This is a genomic window from Paenibacillus sp. FSL P4-0127 (genome assembly GCF_038007325.1).
GTDB classification, from domain to species: domain Bacteria; phylum Bacillota; class Bacilli; order Paenibacillales; family Paenibacillaceae; genus Fontibacillus; species Fontibacillus macerans.
Window position 1 is genome coordinate 4,877,620 of record NZ_JBBOWY010000001.1, and the last position, 16,386, is coordinate 4,894,005.

The window sequence follows — 16,386 nt, forward strand, 5'->3', positions numbered from 1 at the left end:
TGCTTCCGGTCTTTTTCAGGAAAAAAGCGTCTTTCCTGCCCGTAGAAATAAACACGGCGTTTTTTGGAGTAAATAAGGTCGCTTCGATGCGTTAGCCTTTATAGCTAGGGCAAACCGGATTATCTTTCATAAAATGCTTCCGTTTCCTCGCGATATCGGCCCAATTGAGCCTCCGCTTTTTGCCAATGCGCCAGCTCTTCCTCGGTAACCTTCAAGCTCTTCAAACTGTCTTTCCATTCCTGCCAAAGACCCGTGAAATATCCGGCGATTTGCTGCTTGCGCTTCTCGATTTCACCGACATAATGGTCGCGGAAAACGCCCTGCATGCGGTGCACAAGCTCCTGAAGCCGCTCCGTAAGCGGGCCCTCCAGCTTGGAGCGCAGCTGCATTTTTCCCTGTCCCTCAAAAAAAGCTTTCGGATTTTTGAAATACGGCCAATAGTCTTCCGGCGGAAAATAAGCGCTGTCCAGCAGGCCTTCCGGAATTTCCGGGGTGCTCCATTCCCCGGACGGAGCCGGCGCTTCAAGCGGCATATCGAACCGTTCCCCGTTCCCGCGGGACCATTTCTCCGCTTCCCTCGCCAGCAGCCCCTCCGCCTTCCGCTCCAGGCGCAGCGTCGTCGCCAGCAGCTCGCGCTCCAACTCGCCGGAGATTTGACTAACCCAGCCGCGCATGGCGATCGCGAAGTTCCGCTTCAATGGACCCGCGCCGTCCTGAAGCAGCGATGGGTGAAAATATTCCCCATACGCATCAAGCGCCTGCAGCCTTAACCGCTGTACGACGTGGAACAGCAGCTCTTCGTTCTCCTGGTTCCATTCCCGGCCGATCTCGGCAGCCATAAATTCCTTGACCGCGGCTTCGAAAGCGGCGCGGCTGCCCGTCAGCGCGGCCAGCTTCCGTTCCGCCTGCTCCGCGTCGCTATCGGCCGCCGCGATCCATTTGGCCAGCCGCTCCTTCGTTTGTTCCAGCAGCGCGGAGGCGGACGCCGCGGCAAGGCTGCCCAAATCAACCTCCAGGAACTCGGCGAACTGCCGCCGGAACCGGGCAAAGCCGGGATCTTCGGTTGCTCCGCCTCGCTCCGCCCGCAGCGCCTGCAGGCTGGACAGCGCAAACAAGTTCGGTTCCCGGATGCCCGCTGTCTGCAGACCGTCCCTTACGTACTCGACCACCGCCGCGAGTTCTTCGTCCGACGCCGCAAGGTCCGCCGCGTTGACGACAAAAAACATTTTGTCGAGCGCAAAGCTGCCCTTCATGCGGCCAAGCTGGCTGAGCAGCTGTTTGTCGGCCCGGGAAAAAGCGTGGTTGTAATAAGTGACGAAAATAATCGCGTCGGAATTTTTCATATATTGAAATGTAACGCCCGTATGCCGCGCATGGATCGAATCCGCGCCTGGCGTGTCCACCAGCACGATCCCCTGCTCGGTCAAAGGACAGGCGTAGTAAAAATCGATATCGGCCACAAAGCAGGCTTTCTCTTCTTCCGCCGCGAATCTTCCGAACTCGGCGGCGTCCGCGACGATGCTTTGGCCAAGTACGGACTCGGCGGCTTCCCAACCGGCCGCGGCCGCTTTCAGGAAGCTGAAATGCGCTCTTCCGGCAGCCGGAATCTCGGCAGCTTCGAGGCGTCTGACCGTTTCCAGCCAGCCTTTCTCCTGCCAAGCGCCAAGCCCCAGCGCCCCGAAGGAATACGCCAAATCCTCGACCATCGCTTCGCGGCTTTTGAAGCGGATGCGGGCCGTGTTATGGCGCTGCCCTTCTCCTGGCGCCATAACACGGATGATCGCCGCGGTCGTCGGATGCGGCGACACGGGCAGCACGGCTTCGCCCAGCAGAGCGCTGGCGAAGGAAGATTTACCGGCGCTAAAGGCCCCAAACAGCGCCACGGTAAATGTGCCGCTGCGCAGCTCGGCGGCGCGCCGGGTCAGCTCCCGCACCCCCGTCCCGAAGGCGGGGTGGGGAGCCAGCAGCTCCGCCGCGGCCGCAAGGCGCGCGGCGGCCTGCAGCGCGCGCCCGCGGGCCTGCGGCGGCGGCCCGGCGGGCGCCGCAGGCGCTGCCGAAGGCGCCGTTGCCGGCGCGGGCGCAGCCGCGCTGGCGCCGGACAAGGCCGCGCCGCCGGCCGGGCGCGGCGCGGGTTCATGCACCTCCGGCAGCAGCCCGGAGGTGAGCGGCACGGGCGCGCCGAGCAGCGCGCCCAGGCGCGCTTCGCGCGCGGCCCGCGCGGCGGCGAGCTGCGCCAGCGCGCGGGCGGCCGGCAGGCGCGCCGCGAGCTCGGCGCGCCGGGCCGCAGCCGCGGCCGCTTCCGCCGCGCCGAGCGGCGACGGCGCCGCCAGCAGCGCGTCCAGCAGCGCCGCGGACGCGCGCTTATAGCGCCCGGCGACGCCCGCCGCCACCGCCGCGGCGTAGTGCAGCGTCGACTCGCCGGACAACACCGCCCCGCCGGGCAAAGCCTCGCTGATCCAAGCCTCCTCCGGCTGCGGCAGGATCGCGTCAAGCCGCTCCTCCCAGGATTCGTCCCACAGCCGCAAATGTTGGCCGACCGCCCGAAGCTCCTGGCGGACATGCCAGCCCAGCTGCGCTTCCGTCTGCTCGCCCAAGCCGCTCAGAAAATCACCCAAGCGTTTGGCTTTTTCCGCTTCCGTTTTTCCGCCTCCGCCAAACCACCCCTTCACCTTGAAGCCCGGCGCCCGGCTTTCGAGGAACAACCCGGCCCGCTCGCGCAGCGCCGGCGTCATCAACTGGGCGGAATCGATTGCTTTACCGATCCGGTTCATCCATTCCTGCCTGCGCTCCTGCCGGACGGACTCGCCGCCGGAAGCTTCGGCCCGCTCCAGCCGGGCCAGTTCCTCCTCCATGCTTGACACGTCGGTTTCGCCGCCCGCCTGCTCCAGCAGCGCCTCCCGCTGCGGCCGCTCCTTTTCCGCCAGCCGCGCCAGATGGTCCTTCACCGTTTGCGCCGCCGACATGTAGGCCCCGTAATCCAACAGCCCGGACCCCCGCGCCAAAATTTCCTTCATCGTCCGCTTCAGCGCCGGCAGCATATTGCCTTGATGATCTTCCCGCTTCAATGAAATATAAAAAATGCCCTGCATCCCGATGTTCCACACTTTAAAAGCCTGGTTCACCGATTCCCGGTACCGGGCAAAGGGCAGCTCTTCCTCCCGGTGCTTGTCGATCTGGTTTACGACCATATAAACCGGCTTGCCGTAATCGCTTAACGTTTTGGCAAAGCTCAGGTTTGTTTCCGACGATACGTGGTTGTAGTCCATTACATAAAAAACGACGTCCGCCAAATGCAAGGCGGAGTGCGTGGCAAGCTCATGGCCGGCGTCGTTCGAATCGACGCCCGGCGTATCGAGCAGCGCTCCGCCTTGATCCAGCAGCTCTATCTCATCCCACAGCTCCACGCGCGTATAATCTTTGCCGTTACGGGCATAGTCGGCGATATGCTCTACAGGCATCTCCACCGGCGGCTGGTCCGGATCGGACGAGCTTAATACCGCGCGCGGCTCCCCGCTGCGAATAAAAACGACATTCGCACTGGTCGGCAAAGGGCTGGCGGGCATCACCGGTTTGCCGCACAAACTGTTGATTAGGCTCGATTTTCCCGCCGAAAAATGGCCGCAAAAAGCGATCGTCAGCTCTTTCCGCTCCAGTTTGTCCTGAATCTCCCGCAATTCATCGGCCGCCCGGTCGTCCCCGCCTTCGCTCAGCGCGCCGCTCAGTTCCTCCAGTTTGTTCTGCATATCGTAATCGGTTGGTGCCGTAATCGGTTTCATAAAACAATCTCCGCCTTCCGCTCTGCGAAATCTAGTTTCATTTTGGAATATCAACATTTTAACATTTCATCGCCCGCTTGGGAAAGACAACATCGCACCCATAACTAAAAGCGAATACATGCAGGAATTTAGCAAAACAAAAAACCTGCAAATGTGCAGGTTTTAAGAAAGCTTAATCGTGCAATTAACGTTTTTCCTACTTCATACCGGCCAGCAATTCCACAAACTCGGTTGCTTCCGCCCCGGTCACGGGCCGATTTGGCGCAAAGCGGGTTGCGGAATCGCCCTTCAGGATTCCAGCCGCAACGGAACGCGCTATCGCTTCGGAAGCCCAATGCCCGCTCGGCACATCGCTGAACGCTGCCGCGCTGGCCGCAGGGGAAGCTTGCTTCAGCCCCGCATTCCGCACGAAATTATCGGCGACCGCCGCAAGCTGCGCCCGCGTCACGGCCAAATCCGGGGCAAACCGGCCGCCGCCGATCCCTTTCATGATCCCGGCCGTCGTATTCTGGCGAATGGCCAGATCCTCAGGCGAATTTCCGGTATCCGTATAGATGCCGGTGCCGATCACCTCGCTGAGCTTCAGCCCGTCAGCCAGTAGCGCAGCCAGCTCCGCGCGCGTCACTTGAGCATCCTGCTGCAGCGAGACCGGTGCGGCAGCTTTTTTTTTCTGCTCAAATAACCAATCGAACATCTCTTTATCGTTAAAAACAGGCACCCAGGACCAATGCTTCAAATTTCCATAAAAACGGTTAGCGTCCATGAAGGCATCGTCATAAATGGTCAGCTTGGCCTGCTTGCTGCCAAGCTGGGTCAACGCCTCGTAAGCCAGCGTACTCGTCCGGCTATCCGTAATCGGGTCATTTTGCGCGTGCACGAGCCATACCGGCACATCCGGCAGATCCTGCAGTTCCCGCTTAAACGCCTCCACGGAACCGGTATAATCGGCCACGGTGTCTTTTGCCGCAACGACAATCGAGCCGGCGAACAGCCCGGGATACTGCATCAGGAAACGGAGCGCGCCGCCGCCGCCGCTGGACACCCCTGCGACATATATCCGGTTCGGGTCCACCTTGCCGGAATCGACAAGCTCCCCGATCAGCTCCGCCTGTACCTCAAAATAATCCCGCATCCGCGAAAGTTCCTCGGCGTTGTCATAGATCTTCCAGCCGTAGTTTTTGGGAAACTGTACGGCCAGAACGGACGTATCGTAACCTGATTCTATCCAGGCTACCGCGCCTTTGTTTTCGGTAAGCTGCTTCAGATTGTCCGTACCTACCTCCCCGCCGCCGTGCAGCCATACGACCAGGGGTTGCGGAGCCGCGGAAGCGCTCAATTTTAGCCGGTAGCTCAGCTTCTCCCCGTTAGTGCCCGTATACTCCCCCGCGACAAAATCATCAACCGTCCGCGTCTTCAACGTCGTTACGGACGCTTCATTAAACGACAGTTCGGGATAACGTTCATTTGTCACGGCAAACGCGGAAACCGATCCCCCGGGCTATTTAAACGGCTTTACTTTTATGGATAAAACGCTTTCATTCCAACTTAATTCAACCCCGTCATCCGTGTAATCCGCTTGCACAGCCTCGTTGTTCTCATTCAACGGATAGCCGTCATAATTGCCGGTAATCTCGAAATCGGACGCTTTCAAATCGGCATATTTACTTGCGTCGCTCACTTTCAGATCAAACGATTCCACCATCCTTCCCGCATCGCCGATATACGTGTTCGCCGTAATCTGCAGAGGCGAAGCCGCATCGGCTTTCGCCGGCCATCCACCGGTCAATGCAGTCCCGATCGCCAAGACTAATGTTAGCATCAGAGCCGTATCTTTTTTCCTCTTCATCCTGCGTACCTCCAGTTAGAAAAGTCAACAATTTCCTTACTTTATTGAAAAACAGGCCTCGGCATGAGTCCGGGCCTGCTTTTACCTTATACTTTATGCATAGAGCATTTTGTTCATTACGTCAAACACGATCGGCAATGTTGTAAATCCGTCGCTTTCCAAAAAGTGTCCGCCATGCTCAACCTCGTAGAAATCGGCATGAATTTGCTCCATCAGTTCTTTGCTGTAGGCAAACGGGACGATCGAGTCGTCTTTTGCGGCGATAACCGCCCGCCCGCTTGCGGACCGAATTACCCGGTCATAGTCAAGCGGCTGCTCCGTGAATGCATCCAGGATCGGCAATTCCGGCAATGGTTTGGCAAACCCGGATACCAATACGATTCCGCCGATCGGTTTGGCGGGATTTTGCCGGAGCAGATATCGCAGCGTAGTAATGCAGCCCAGGCTGTGCGCCACAAAATAGGTATTGCCGTCAAGATCGGGAACCGAGGCGGACAACTGATTGACCCACGCATTAAAATTCGGCTCTTGCGGGTTTGGCATCGTTAATACAGCGACGTCCGCCCCGGCTTCCGTCAGCCTATCGCGCAGCCAAGGAAACCAGTGACTGCTAGGCGATGCCCCGTAGCCATGTATGATGTAAACTTTTTTTCGGTCCGGTGTAGGTGTATTGGACATAATCTCTCCTCCAGTTCAAATCATCTTTGATGTTTGCTGCGTAAATAATCGGCATAATTCACCATGGGTTCCCGTTCGATCAGCTCCAGCAAAGCGGCCGCCCGTTTGTCCCATTCCGCTATATTATCCTCTTCGCGAAGCAGTTCAAGAAATGGCTCGTAGAGACAGGGATGCTGCATGGCAACGGGATGCCGCCGGTCCAACAACATGGACCAGCGCACATATTTTTCGCATATTAACGGCGCGGCGGTTCCCGCAAACTCGCGTTGTTTGGGGCGAGCCTTGAGAAGCGCCGGCATCAGCTGCTTGCTTTTCCAAGCAGGATCGCCGCTTTCCTCGACATTATCCGGACTTAGGCCAAGCCCAAGCTCCAATCGATCGAACCCGGCTCGCAGCATTTCCTGACTGTCAAGATTGGTTCCAGCTTTTAAACGTCCGGTTTGGTCCGTTTTTTGGTCCCATTTGATCCGCCGAATTTGCTCCAAGGCATATTCCCGGTTGCGGTGTCTCCATACTTGCTCTGTCCGCCGGTAGAGATCCTCTATCGGCTCCTTACCGATGAGAAGACGCCAGCTCCCTTGATGGAACGCGCCGCCGCCAACCTCGATAAAGCCGTGCTCTTTCATGATATATCCCCCGATGCCGTACATCAACAGCAAAGGTTCGTAAACGCGGTAAGCCCTTCGGGCCGCCTCGCTTCCTTCCCGGGCGCGTTTCATATAAAACAACGCCATCCGGCTGATGTTGCGCGGATAAGACTCCCTCATTCTCCGCAACACAGCGTAATCCTCTTCAACCTGTTCATACTCGTCCGGTCGCTCCACCAGCTTTTGAGCGTTAAAATATAGAGGGTGCGCACTTATGGAATAGGCATCGGCAAACAAGGCCATCCGCCGCAAAAATTCCCGGTACAACAAGCCGTCCACCATCTGTTCCGCAGCCGATCTGCTGGGAAAATAACGATATTCCATACCAGCGATATGGGACATCAGCTTTAAGATCATTTCGTCTCCCTGCTCTCGCGCATAGCCGATCAAGGTATCGTCATAATCTCCGGCAGGCAGCTCTAGCCCCGGCAGCCGCAACAAAAAGTCTTCTATTAGCCGCTCGACGGGGTAATCTTTCTGCCCGGTTAAATACAGATACATTTCCCGCGTATCCTGTACATGCGCAATTGTTACCTTGGCATAATCGCCGTTGTTGTAAAGCTTGCGGTTAAACAAAAACTGTTGCCGGATGTCGTCGGTATACAGAAGCTTTTTTTTCCGGATAATAGCTGCCATTGAAAGGAAAGCCTCGGGCGGAATAAACATCCCCGGAAGTAAGTTGTGCAAGATCATCCGCTTCTGCCGCGTAGGCGGTGCCGGTTGCGTCTTTTCCTTTAACCCGCTTGATATGTACATATAACCGTTCGTCCGGGCTTTTCCACCATTGCGATGCTTCTTGATCGCTCGGAGTAAGCAAGATAGGAGCAGGCCCTGCATTTGAAATCCAGGCCGATACCTGCGATTCATAAACCGTGTTTGTCACCCATTGCTTCTGTTTGCCCAGCAAGCTGGATAGAACAGCCTGGTTTTCGATAAACGTTTCTGCCCGGTTTTCGAAAAACATCAGCTCCCCGTTCATCAGCAAAACATACAGCGTTCCGTACCTATCCATGTAACAGCTTCTATCCCAATAAATGTCCCTGAAATAGAGGCATTCAACAATCTCCTCGTCCCCATGCTTCATAACCTTGGGCAAGCCGCCGCCGGGCAGGGAAGGCCCCATGGCATCGAGCACGATACTTTGATCCTTAAGCCCACCGAATTCGTAATGCATTCCCCCGTATTGTTCCTGAAAGTCAAGCAGCGCCTCAAACACGGGAATACCGTTTTGTCTCAGCACTTGAGCAACTTCCGTCCGGTCGCGGACGGTCTCTCGTCTGGGACACTGCCGAATGAATTCCTTAACGATGCCGGAAAGTATTGATGGGTTGTTCATTATGCCTAGACTCCAATCATTTTCATTAAAAGGACCAACCGTTCCATCTCTTCCGCATAGGTTATGTTCCTCATCTTTTGCCCTTTCAGTTCCCGCCGGGAAGCCGGATGAAATATTCAGCAGCAGGCGCACATCCTCGAGGCGGTGATTCGTACTGTTTACCGCCTGCGTATGGAGTTTGGGATTAGTCATTATGTTCTTTTCGGCCTGCGGGATGCGGACAGCAGCAAGCCGGATCTTTTCCATCAGTTTGGCATCATGCGGACGACTATACGCCGAAGCCCGCCTTTGCCGTATACCGGCGTCTGATTCGTGAGTTGGGCCGGACACATTGATCAAGACGCACCGGCAATAAGCCAAACTCGCCTCCAAGGCGGAATATTGCATGTATGAGCGCTCTGCTTTAAAGATTACAGGTCTTCTTGCCGATATACATGTAAACGGAAGCAATTCTCAGCAGAAGGAGGAATTTTCCATAATGAAACTCGAATCCATGTCATCTATGCTGCGATCGGGCGCCTCCGCACAGCAGCCCCCTCCGTCCAGACTGGAGCAGCTTATGCAAATTTCCCAAAGCGGCGCGTCCGCGGCGGAGAAACGGATGATGGCCAAAGCGATGCAGATGCAAATGGAGCAGGAATCGGTAGGGACGCTATTCGCACATATCCCCGAGGTTAAGGAGGAAGTGGAGGAAAAGCCGCAGGAGGAGCCGGTGAACGGAGAAGAAACGGCGTCGAATGCGCATGGAGATACGGTCCTCATTTCCGATGCGGCCAAGCAGCAATTCGAGAGCAGCCGGCCGGAAGGCAGCAGCTCGGCGCCCGCGCCGTCGTCGGCCGATACTGCAGCATCGTCGCCAACTGCCTGATCCTTATGGGAAAGCATGGGAAAGAAGCGTTCCCCCAAAAATACATACCCTATCCTCAATCTTGAGAGTTTACCAAAAAAGATGGCGCACCAGGAAATCCTCCTGGTGCCGCCATTTTTCACTTTCATCTGCCGCAGTCTTTTCTGGCTGGGGCTGCCGTCACGATGTGCAGATCACCGCTATTTCCCCCACGGATTTCCGCCCCTAATCGAACAGCTCGCTGACCACCCTGCCGGTCTGACGGTCCACCGACAACCAATCCGCTGTCGCCGTATGCGTGTCGGTCTCGTCATTGCGGACTTCTTCGTAAATATGAATCGTCACCGCCTGCTCGTCCGCATGATCGACCTCTTGGATAAAGATGGAACCGATGTTTTGATTGTCCCGCCGGTTGTTTTCCGCTGCCGTGCTATTTTCAATCCCTGTGACGATATAAAACGCTTCTTCCTCGGTTAAGTTGACCGCTCCGTTCAAAAATTCCGCCTGCCCCTGATCGAACCTCTTCATCAACACCTCTTTATAACGATCGGCATATTCCTTGCGAGTGACTTCATAGACAAGCTCCTCATCGACGTTATATGCTTTTAATTGCTCCCGTATGCTGTCAAGATCGTATGGAACTACTTCCCCGAGCGGGATGAAGCGGTCTTCTTTAGGGTTATGTATGACGATGCGCTCACTGGCCGTGACGGCGCGGTCGACGCTGCTTTGAGAGCGGAGCAGCAGCAGATTTTGATCATCGTCCAAAGGGTAGGTGTACACATCCGTAAACCCGTTCCGGTAGGCCTCCTCTACCCCCGCCTGATCATACAGCCGGCTCAGAAACGGCGCGTCCTCGGTCCCCGAATTTTGCAAAAAGTAAGTGTCTCTCGGCTCCGCATTTGCGCCTCCGAAAAAATCCTCCTCCGGATAATCGATGGTCAGCGCGTTATCCGTAAACGATAAAGAAACGTTGCGATATAATTCATCGGCGAATACCAGCCGCTGCCCGTCAACGCGAAAATCGCCATCGATTTCCCCATTATGATGGCTAAAGCCCCGGACGATCTGTACGTTCAAATGGTATTGATCCCCGCCGCCAAGCTTCTTGACTTCCGCAATCCCCACATTCGCAGGATCATAATAGCCGATGATATACGTGCCCGGAATAATACGCTGTTGGCCTGTAATATTACCGTCGTTCGTCTGAAGCTCCGGGGAACCCGTCGTTGGCGCGGCTTCTGTCCCACCGCTTGAACTCGGCGTCGGCTCCGCAGCGGTGTCTTTTACTGGCGCCGACGCTGGCGCAGTCGCGGTTTCAGCCGCGCCTTTCTCCTCGTTTTGGCATCCTGCCAAAACTCCCGCCGCCAGCAGAACGAGCAGTGCATTTTTGAAAATTGTTGACTTGCCCTTTGTCATGTATACGATTCCTGTCCTTCCTGAACGCAAGATTGATCCGGACCGGCGGCTACGGCAGCCGATACCAGGCAAACGGCTTTGCATAGCGGAAACGGTCGCTCAGATCGTTAAGCTGCGTAAGGAGCTCCGGATCTAGATCCACGGATACGCTGCGCAAGTTATCCTCGAGCTGCTCCGGCCGCGTCGCGCCCACGATCACCGTCGAGACCGCCGGCCTTGTCATCAGCCAAGCCAGCGACAGCGCGCTGGCCGAGGTCTCGCGATCGGCGGCGAGCCGGCTCACCTGCCGCCCAAGGGCAATCCGCTCTTCATCCAAAAACCTGCCGAAGTTAGGATCGGTATCCGCTCTCGAGCCCGCCGGCGCCTCTTTAACGGAATGGTATTTGCCGCTAAGAATGCCGCCGGCCAACGGAAAATACGGGATAATATCCACGCCCTGATCCGTGCACATTGGAACAAGCTCCTGTTCGGGCGTCCGGTCCGCCAGCGAATAACTGACCTGCGTCGAAATGTATTTCGTCCAGCCGCGGCTTTCGCTGATTCCGATCGCTTTCATCAATTCCCAGGCCGCGTAATTGGAGGCGCCGATATAGCGCACCTTCCCGGCGCGGACCATGTCGTCCAGCGTACGCAGCGTTTCTTCCAGCGGTGTATACGGGTCAAACGTATGGATTTGGTACAGATCGACATAGTCGGTTTTCAGCCGTTTGAGGCTTTGCTCCAGCTCCTGCTGCAAATGCAGCCGGGAAGAACCGCTGGCGTTGGGTCCCTCTCCCCGCACTAGCCCCGCCTTCGTCGCCAGCACCACGCCCTGCCTTCTATCCGCCAAAGCTTCGCCGATGATCCGCTCGGATTCGGAGCTGGCATAAATATTCGCCGTATCGATAAAATTGACGCCGCTGTCCAAAGCCTGGTGGATCAGTCTGATCGATGTTTCCCGATCCGCGCGTTTTCCGAACGCATTTGTTCCCAGGCCGAGCGCCGAAACTTCAAGTCCGCTTGTTCCCAGACGCCGATATTTCATAATAATCCCCCTTGTCCTTTTCACGCGCCTTATCTCACAAACCGGCTTCGCTGCCTGCGATCAGTTGTCCGGTTGAGGACAAATCGTAATCCCCCAAGGAAAACAGCACGTCCCGTAGCTCCGCTGACAGCAGCGCCTCGCGAAGCAGGCCAATCCATTCCCGGTTTTCAGGTTTGTTCAGCACGACCAAGTCGACCCGCTCCGCAATCAGCGGGATGAAGTCCAAGCCGGCGATACGGGCCGGGCGTTCGCTGCCGACGCCGACATCGGCTTGCCCCAGCGCAATCCGTCCGCCAAGCCCCATATGGGTCGTTTCTTCCTGGTCGTAGCCGTTTACGGACGACGGCACAATCCCCCTGAGCCGCAGCTGCTCGTCAAGCAGGACCCGCGCGCCCGAGCCTTTTTCCCGGTTGATCAGGCGAATATCCGGACGCGTCAGGTCCTCCCAGGCCGCGATTCCCAAAGGGTTCCCCTGCTTCACGTAAAATCCCGCTTTGCGCGTCACGAAATGAAAGACAAGATAAGGTAAGGAGATGAACAATTTGCGGATATACGGAAGGTTATACTCCCCGGTATCGCCATCGTACAAATGCGCGCTGACGATATCCGCCCCGCCGTTGTACATAGCCACCAGGCTGTCCATGCTGCTGGCGAAGGAGCGCAGCGGCCTGAATCTGGAGCTTCGCTTTTCCAGCGCTTTCGCCAACAAATCAAGACCCGGATCCTGTCCCGTGATGACCAGCGGTTTTACACCTTCGTTGGCGTCAGCGCTGACTATCGGCGGCGATACGGGAGCCAACGGCGCCAAATGAACGTCCGCCGCGACGAATCCGGCGGGGCCGCCGCCGAGCCGTCCTGGCGCAGTACTGCCTGCCATGCTTCCGCTTTTCGCTTTAAGTTTATACGCTTCGAGATCCGTGGAATCCACCCGCATTTGTTTGCCTACGCGATATGCGGGCAACTCTCCTTTTTTGATCAGATCATAAACGGTTAGTTTGGATACTTTAAGCAATTTGGCGATTTCTTCGGTCGTGTAAGAGATCGGTTCGGTCATGAGTTTCTCCTTGTACACGTCATCTATGGATTGTTCCAGCTAGACTTATCTTACTGATGTTCCCGCTATATTTCAATGAACGGCGCGGTCAGGACGAATTTTATTTTTGAAATGTGCGCAAAGTCTCTATACACTTCATTATGTTTAGTATAATCTAGATATAATTAGTTATAACCAGGGAGGAAGATTCATGTTTCAACGAAAAATGCTACCTTTGCTGGCCGCGATGATGACCGCGCTTTTGCTGGTCATCTCCGGCTGCGGAAATACAGCAAACAGCGGCGCATCGGCCAATCAGGATACCGCCGCCCAGGCGGAAGCTTCCGGCGCAAATTCAAGCGCTTCCTCAAAAGTCGAACTGCTCGTTTCCGCCGCGGCCAGTCTTACCGAAAGTATGGACGAGTTAAAAACGATCTACGAAACCGCCCATAACGATGTTAACCTCACCTTTAATTACGGCGCATCCGGGACGCTGCAGCAGCAGATCGAGCAAGGCGCGCCGGCGGATTTGTTTTTGTCGGCCGGAAAGAAGCAAATGGACGCTCTACTGGACAAAGGACTTATCGATTCAGAATTATCGACAAACCTGCTGACCAATGACCTGGTACTCATCGTTCCGGGGAACTCTGCCGTTCAAATTAACGCGCTGGAGGACCTGGACCAGGCCGGGAACATCGCCATCGGGACACCCGAATCCGTGCCCGCCGGCAAATATGCCCAGCAAACTCTTTCCTATTATAAACTATGGGATAGTTTGCAGCCCAAGCTGGTTCTGACGAAAGATGTGAAGCAGGTGTTGTCCTATGTGGAGACGGGCAATGCGGATGCGGGTTTTGTTTATAAAACGGATGCCGCCGTCTCCGACAAAGTGAAGATTGCGCTAACCGCGGATCCGGCAAGCCATGACCCGATCGAATATCCGGCCGGCGTGCTGACGGGCAGCCAACATCCGGACGAGGCCAAAGCTTTTTACGAGTTTTTGCAATCCGCCGAGGCGATGGAAGTGTTTGAAAAATACGGATTCAACCCGGCGGAGTAGCGGCTCGTAATGGATTCATTATTGGTGTCGGAAAATTTTTGGTCGCCGGTCCTGTTGTCGCTGCAGGTATCGATTGCCGCAACGGTGATTGCATTTCTCCTCGGACTTGTGGTGGCATGGCGGATGGCGGCCGCGGTTTTTTACGGCAAATCGCTGCTGGAGACGGCGTTCCTGCTGCCGCTTGTACTGCCGCCAAGCGTCGTTGGCTTTATCCTGCTCGTGCTGCTTGGCCGCAACGGCTGGATCGGCCAGGCGGCCTCCGCCTGGTTTAACCTGTCCTTTGTGTTCCAGCCGCTCGGGGCGATCGTCGCCGCCAGCGTTGTCAGCTTTCCGCTGATCTATCAAACGCTGAAAACCGGGTTTCAGTCGGTGGACAAAGACGTCAAGGAAGCGGCTCGCGCGCAAGGGGCCAACGAGTGGCAGGTGCTTATTCATATCGTGCTGCCGCTCTCCTTGCGCTCGCTGCAAGCGGCTTTTATTCTCGGCTTCGCCCGCGCGCTGGGCGAATTCGGCGCCACCCTGATGGTCGCCGGCAACATTCCCGGCCGGACGCAAACGATACCGACGGCCATTTATTTTGCCGTTGATGCCGGCAATATGCCGCTGGCCTGGGCGCTCACGGGCTGCACGATCCTGCTGTCGTTTCTGCTGCTGATGCTTTCGTCCCGGCTGAAAAGCGACTAGAGCGCTCTTCAGGGTTCAAGACAAAACCCCCTCGCGGTAGCCGCCAGTTGGTTACCGCGAGGGGGTTTCTTTGCAGTGGACCGGGAATGCCAGCCGAAAACTGAAAAACCGGGCGTAAGCCGTCCCTGAGCCTTATGGCCGATTCTAGCAACGGACCATTGCGCCGTTATTTCGGCAAAATCCAGGGTTTGCAGAAGGGACGGACACAGTTGTCCTTATTGGGCATTTCAGCGCGTGATTTCGCACTAGCGCTGCATTCACTTTAGCTCAAAATTTCCCGTAAAAGCCACCCGGGAGTCTAGCTATGATGAACGTAAACAAAAGACAGCCCTCCATATTGCTACATCTCGTAGGTTAAAATGGATAGTGAAAACCAAACCATTTCAGAGCTACATAGCAAAGGAGAGCTGATACTATGCAGTCTACCACAAAATTCGTCGGTTTAGATGTATCCAAAGAAAAAATTTCGGTTGCTATTGCAGATGCAAGCGGTGAAACTCCTCGCTATTACGGGAGCATTCCTCACACCCCGGCGGCGCTGCGCAAGCTGATCAAAGAACTGGGACCGGCCGAAACGCTATCGTTTTGTTATGAGGCAGGTCCGACAGGTTACGAAACCTATCGCTGGATCACCTCCATGGGAGCCCATTGCGTTGTCATTGCTCCGTCGCTTATTCCCAAACGCCCTGGTGATCACGTGAAGACGGATCGACGGGACGCCGAGCAGCTTGCCCGTCTGTTTCGTGCAGGAGAATTGACTCCTGTCTACGTCCCGGAGCGGGAAGACGAGGCTTTGCGGGAGTTGGTTCGCGCCCGGGAGGCCGCCAAAGAGGACGCGCATCGGGCACGCCAGCGGATATTGAAGTTCCTGCTCCGCCATCAAATCGAACCGCCGGCTACGATAAAGCGTCGTTGGACCCGGAAGTACCGTTCCTGGCTGGAGCAACTGACATTCCCTTATGAGCCCATGCAAGTAGCCTTCGACGAGATGCTCCATACCTTAAATGAGATCGAGCAGCGGATGGGGCGTTTGGAAAAAGCCTTGGTTCAGCAAGCCACGGTCGGCTCCAAGGCAACTCTGATTCGGGTGCTTCAGTCCCTGCGTGGGATTGGACTACTGACGGCCGTCACTCTAGCTGCTGAGATCGGTTCATTTACTCGCTTCCGCTCCCCGGCCCAACTCATGGCGTATTTAGGGTTGGTTCCTCGTGAGAGTTCAACCGGCCTGAGTACTCGGCGCGGAAGTATGACCAAAGCCGGTAACGGGCGCTTGCGCCGATCCTTGGTGGAATCCGCCTGGAGCTACCGTCATCGGCCTGCGGTGAAAGGAGATCTCGCCAAGCGTTTGGATGGCATGCCGGCCGATATACAACTGTTGTCGTGGAAAGCGCAAGAAAGATTGCATTACAAATACCGTCATCTCATTTTTGGAAAGAACAAACACAAAAATGTGGCCGTAGGCGCGGTGGCCAGGGAGCTAACCGGGTTCATATGGGCTGTTGCTCGAACGGTGGAACAACCGGTGGCTAACTAACGCCCCTTCCGTCCCCTTTGGGGAGACGCAGGGAGCGTTGCCCCCTGCACCCCCACACTCGCCGTGAGGCGTTCCTCATTTCCAATGAGGAATAGGAAAAGTGTTGATTTGAACCTAACCGCTTGTCAAGAAAAGCGCTTGACAAGCTCACGCCTGAGCACGAGGCCCGGGAGCAAACGAAGGTTCCGGGAGAGAATTTGCGTCAACCGTTTGCACTAGGTGAGTAACTGAACGTGCGCTTCTAGCTTGCAAGAGCTCTCCTTGACGAAGGCATAACATGTGGTACCAACCCACGGATAGCAGCGTGCCGACCGTCGCTCGCATTTTTGCTCTCGCGCCACGTGCTCAGGCACCTCTCACACGGAGGGCTTGACAAAAACGTTCATAGCAACGGTTGTAACAGCAGCTATTTTGCGAAAAAAATCCACTTTTCTAGATTTATACGAAAAATAACTCAACGCGTTAAAGTGTGGAAGCGCGTCGAAACAAAAAGGGGGGGTGT

13 protein-coding genes are annotated in these 16,386 nt (G+C 56.1%); 4 read left to right on the top strand and 9 right to left on the bottom strand.

The features are described from left to right. Positions 1–119 precede the first annotated feature (119 nt). The 6 genes from NYE74_RS21990 to NYE74_RS22015 all read right to left on the bottom strand — a co-directional run bounded on the left by NYE74_RS21990 (position 120) and on the right by NYE74_RS22015 (position 8,529). Positions 120–3,776 carry a dynamin family protein gene (locus NYE74_RS21990; protein WP_213510533.1) on the bottom strand — a complete coding sequence of 1,219 codons (3,657 nt, stop codon included), beginning with the start codon at positions 3,774–3,776 and terminating at the stop codon, positions 120–122. A 196-nt stretch (positions 3,777–3,972) separates the two neighbouring features. Further along, on the bottom strand, positions 3,973–5,247 hold the full coding sequence (locus NYE74_RS21995) for an S-layer homology domain-containing protein (RefSeq protein ID WP_155621411.1): 1,275 nt from the start codon (positions 5,245–5,247) through the stop codon (positions 3,973–3,975). 27 nt (positions 5,248–5,274) lie between these two features. Next, positions 5,275–5,622 carry a hypothetical protein gene (locus NYE74_RS22000; RefSeq protein WP_124332923.1) on the bottom strand — a complete coding sequence of 116 codons (348 nt, stop codon included), beginning with the start codon at positions 5,620–5,622 and terminating at the stop codon, positions 5,275–5,277. Positions 5,623–5,715: 93 nt separating this feature from the next. Continuing rightward, a complete protein-coding gene (locus NYE74_RS22005; protein ID WP_124332922.1) occupies positions 5,716–6,300 on the bottom strand; it encodes an RBBP9/YdeN family alpha/beta hydrolase in 585 nt (194 codons plus the stop codon). A gap of 20 nt (positions 6,301–6,320) precedes the next feature. Continuing rightward, positions 6,321–7,583, bottom strand: a complete 1,263-nt coding sequence (locus NYE74_RS22010; RefSeq protein ID WP_155621412.1) for a hypothetical protein — start codon at positions 7,581–7,583, stop codon at positions 6,321–6,323. After that, the gene (locus NYE74_RS22015; protein ID WP_155621413.1) at positions 7,516–8,529 is read right to left on the bottom strand and encodes a hypothetical protein; all 1,014 of its coding nucleotides are present in this window, start codon (positions 8,527–8,529) and stop codon (positions 7,516–7,518) included. The genes NYE74_RS22010 and NYE74_RS22015 overlap by 68 nt, the downstream gene beginning before the upstream one ends. Positions 8,530–8,761: 232 nt before the next feature. Here NYE74_RS22015 and NYE74_RS22020 point away from each other — a divergent pair, with 232 nt between their 5' ends. Further along, entirely contained in the window at positions 8,762–9,151 is a 390-nt protein-coding gene (locus tag NYE74_RS22020) for a hypothetical protein (protein ID WP_036623747.1), read from the top strand. A 204-nt stretch (positions 9,152–9,355) separates the two neighbouring features. On the opposite strand, the gene NYE74_RS22025 is transcribed toward NYE74_RS22020, so the two are convergent. From NYE74_RS22025 to NYE74_RS22035, 3 genes are read right to left on the bottom strand one after another with little or no spacing between them, the layout of a single operon-like run. Continuing rightward, the gene (locus NYE74_RS22025; protein ID WP_155621415.1) at positions 9,356–10,549 is read right to left on the bottom strand and encodes a hypothetical protein; all 1,194 of its coding nucleotides are present in this window, start codon (positions 10,547–10,549) and stop codon (positions 9,356–9,358) included. A 49-nt stretch (positions 10,550–10,598) separates the two neighbouring features. Further along, positions 10,599–11,573, bottom strand: a complete 975-nt coding sequence (locus NYE74_RS22030; RefSeq protein WP_341005174.1) for an aldo/keto reductase — start codon at positions 11,571–11,573, stop codon at positions 10,599–10,601. A gap of 34 nt (positions 11,574–11,607) precedes the next feature. Continuing rightward, positions 11,608–12,627 carry a helix-turn-helix transcriptional regulator gene (locus NYE74_RS22035; RefSeq protein ID WP_155621416.1) on the bottom strand — a complete coding sequence of 340 codons (1,020 nt, stop codon included), beginning with the start codon at positions 12,625–12,627 and terminating at the stop codon, positions 11,608–11,610. A gap of 190 nt (positions 12,628–12,817) precedes the next feature. Between NYE74_RS22035 and modA the strand changes: the two genes are divergently transcribed. The 3 genes from modA (at position 12,818) to NYE74_RS22050 (ending at position 15,884) form a co-directional block, all read left to right on the top strand. Next, a complete protein-coding gene (gene modA, locus NYE74_RS22040) occupies positions 12,818–13,666 on the top strand; it encodes a molybdate ABC transporter substrate-binding protein (protein WP_124332919.1) in 849 nt (282 codons plus the stop codon). A 9-nt stretch (positions 13,667–13,675) separates the two neighbouring features. Next, entirely contained in the window at positions 13,676–14,350 is a 675-nt protein-coding gene (gene modB, locus NYE74_RS22045) for a molybdate ABC transporter permease subunit (RefSeq protein WP_155621417.1), read from the top strand. 415 nt (positions 14,351–14,765) lie between these two features. Beyond that, on the top strand, positions 14,766–15,884 hold the full coding sequence (locus NYE74_RS22050) for an IS110 family transposase (RefSeq protein ID WP_036623922.1): 1,119 nt from the start codon (positions 14,766–14,768) through the stop codon (positions 15,882–15,884). Positions 15,885–16,386 lie beyond the last annotated feature (502 nt).

Bases quoted from the DNA above. Each gene is read 5' to 3' on its own strand.
- NYE74_RS21990 (WP_213510533.1), bottom strand. From the start codon at position 3,776: ATGAAACCGATTACGGCACCAACCGATTACGATATGCAGAACAAACTG.
- NYE74_RS22025 (WP_155621415.1), bottom strand. From the start codon at position 10,549: ATGACAAAGGGCAAGTCAACAATTTTCAAAAATGCACTGCTCGTTCTG.
- NYE74_RS22000 (WP_124332923.1), bottom strand. From the start codon at position 5,622: ATGAAGAGGAAAAAAGATACGGCTCTGATGCTAACATTAGTCTTGGCG.
- modB (WP_155621417.1), top strand. From the start codon at position 13,676: ATGGATTCATTATTGGTGTCGGAAAATTTTTGGTCGCCGGTCCTGTTG.
- NYE74_RS22035 (WP_155621416.1), bottom strand. From the start codon at position 12,627: ATGACCGAACCGATCTCTTACACGACCGAAGAAATCGCCAAATTGCTT.
- NYE74_RS22020 (WP_036623747.1), top strand. From the start codon at position 8,762: ATGAAACTCGAATCCATGTCATCTATGCTGCGATCGGGCGCCTCCGCA.
- NYE74_RS22005 (WP_124332922.1), bottom strand. From the start codon at position 6,300: ATGTCCAATACACCTACACCGGACCGAAAAAAAGTTTACATCATACAT.
- NYE74_RS22010 (WP_155621412.1), bottom strand. From the start codon at position 7,583: ATGGCAGCTATTATCCGGAAAAAAAAGCTTCTGTATACCGACGACATC.
- NYE74_RS22015 (WP_155621413.1), bottom strand. From the start codon at position 8,529: ATGGAAAAGATCCGGCTTGCTGCTGTCCGCATCCCGCAGGCCGAAAAG.
- NYE74_RS22030 (WP_341005174.1), bottom strand. From the start codon at position 11,573: ATGAAATATCGGCGTCTGGGAACAAGCGGACTTGAAGTTTCGGCGCTC.
- modA (WP_124332919.1), top strand. From the start codon at position 12,818: ATGTTTCAACGAAAAATGCTACCTTTGCTGGCCGCGATGATGACCGCG.
- NYE74_RS22050 (WP_036623922.1), top strand. From the start codon at position 14,766: ATGCAGTCTACCACAAAATTCGTCGGTTTAGATGTATCCAAAGAAAAA.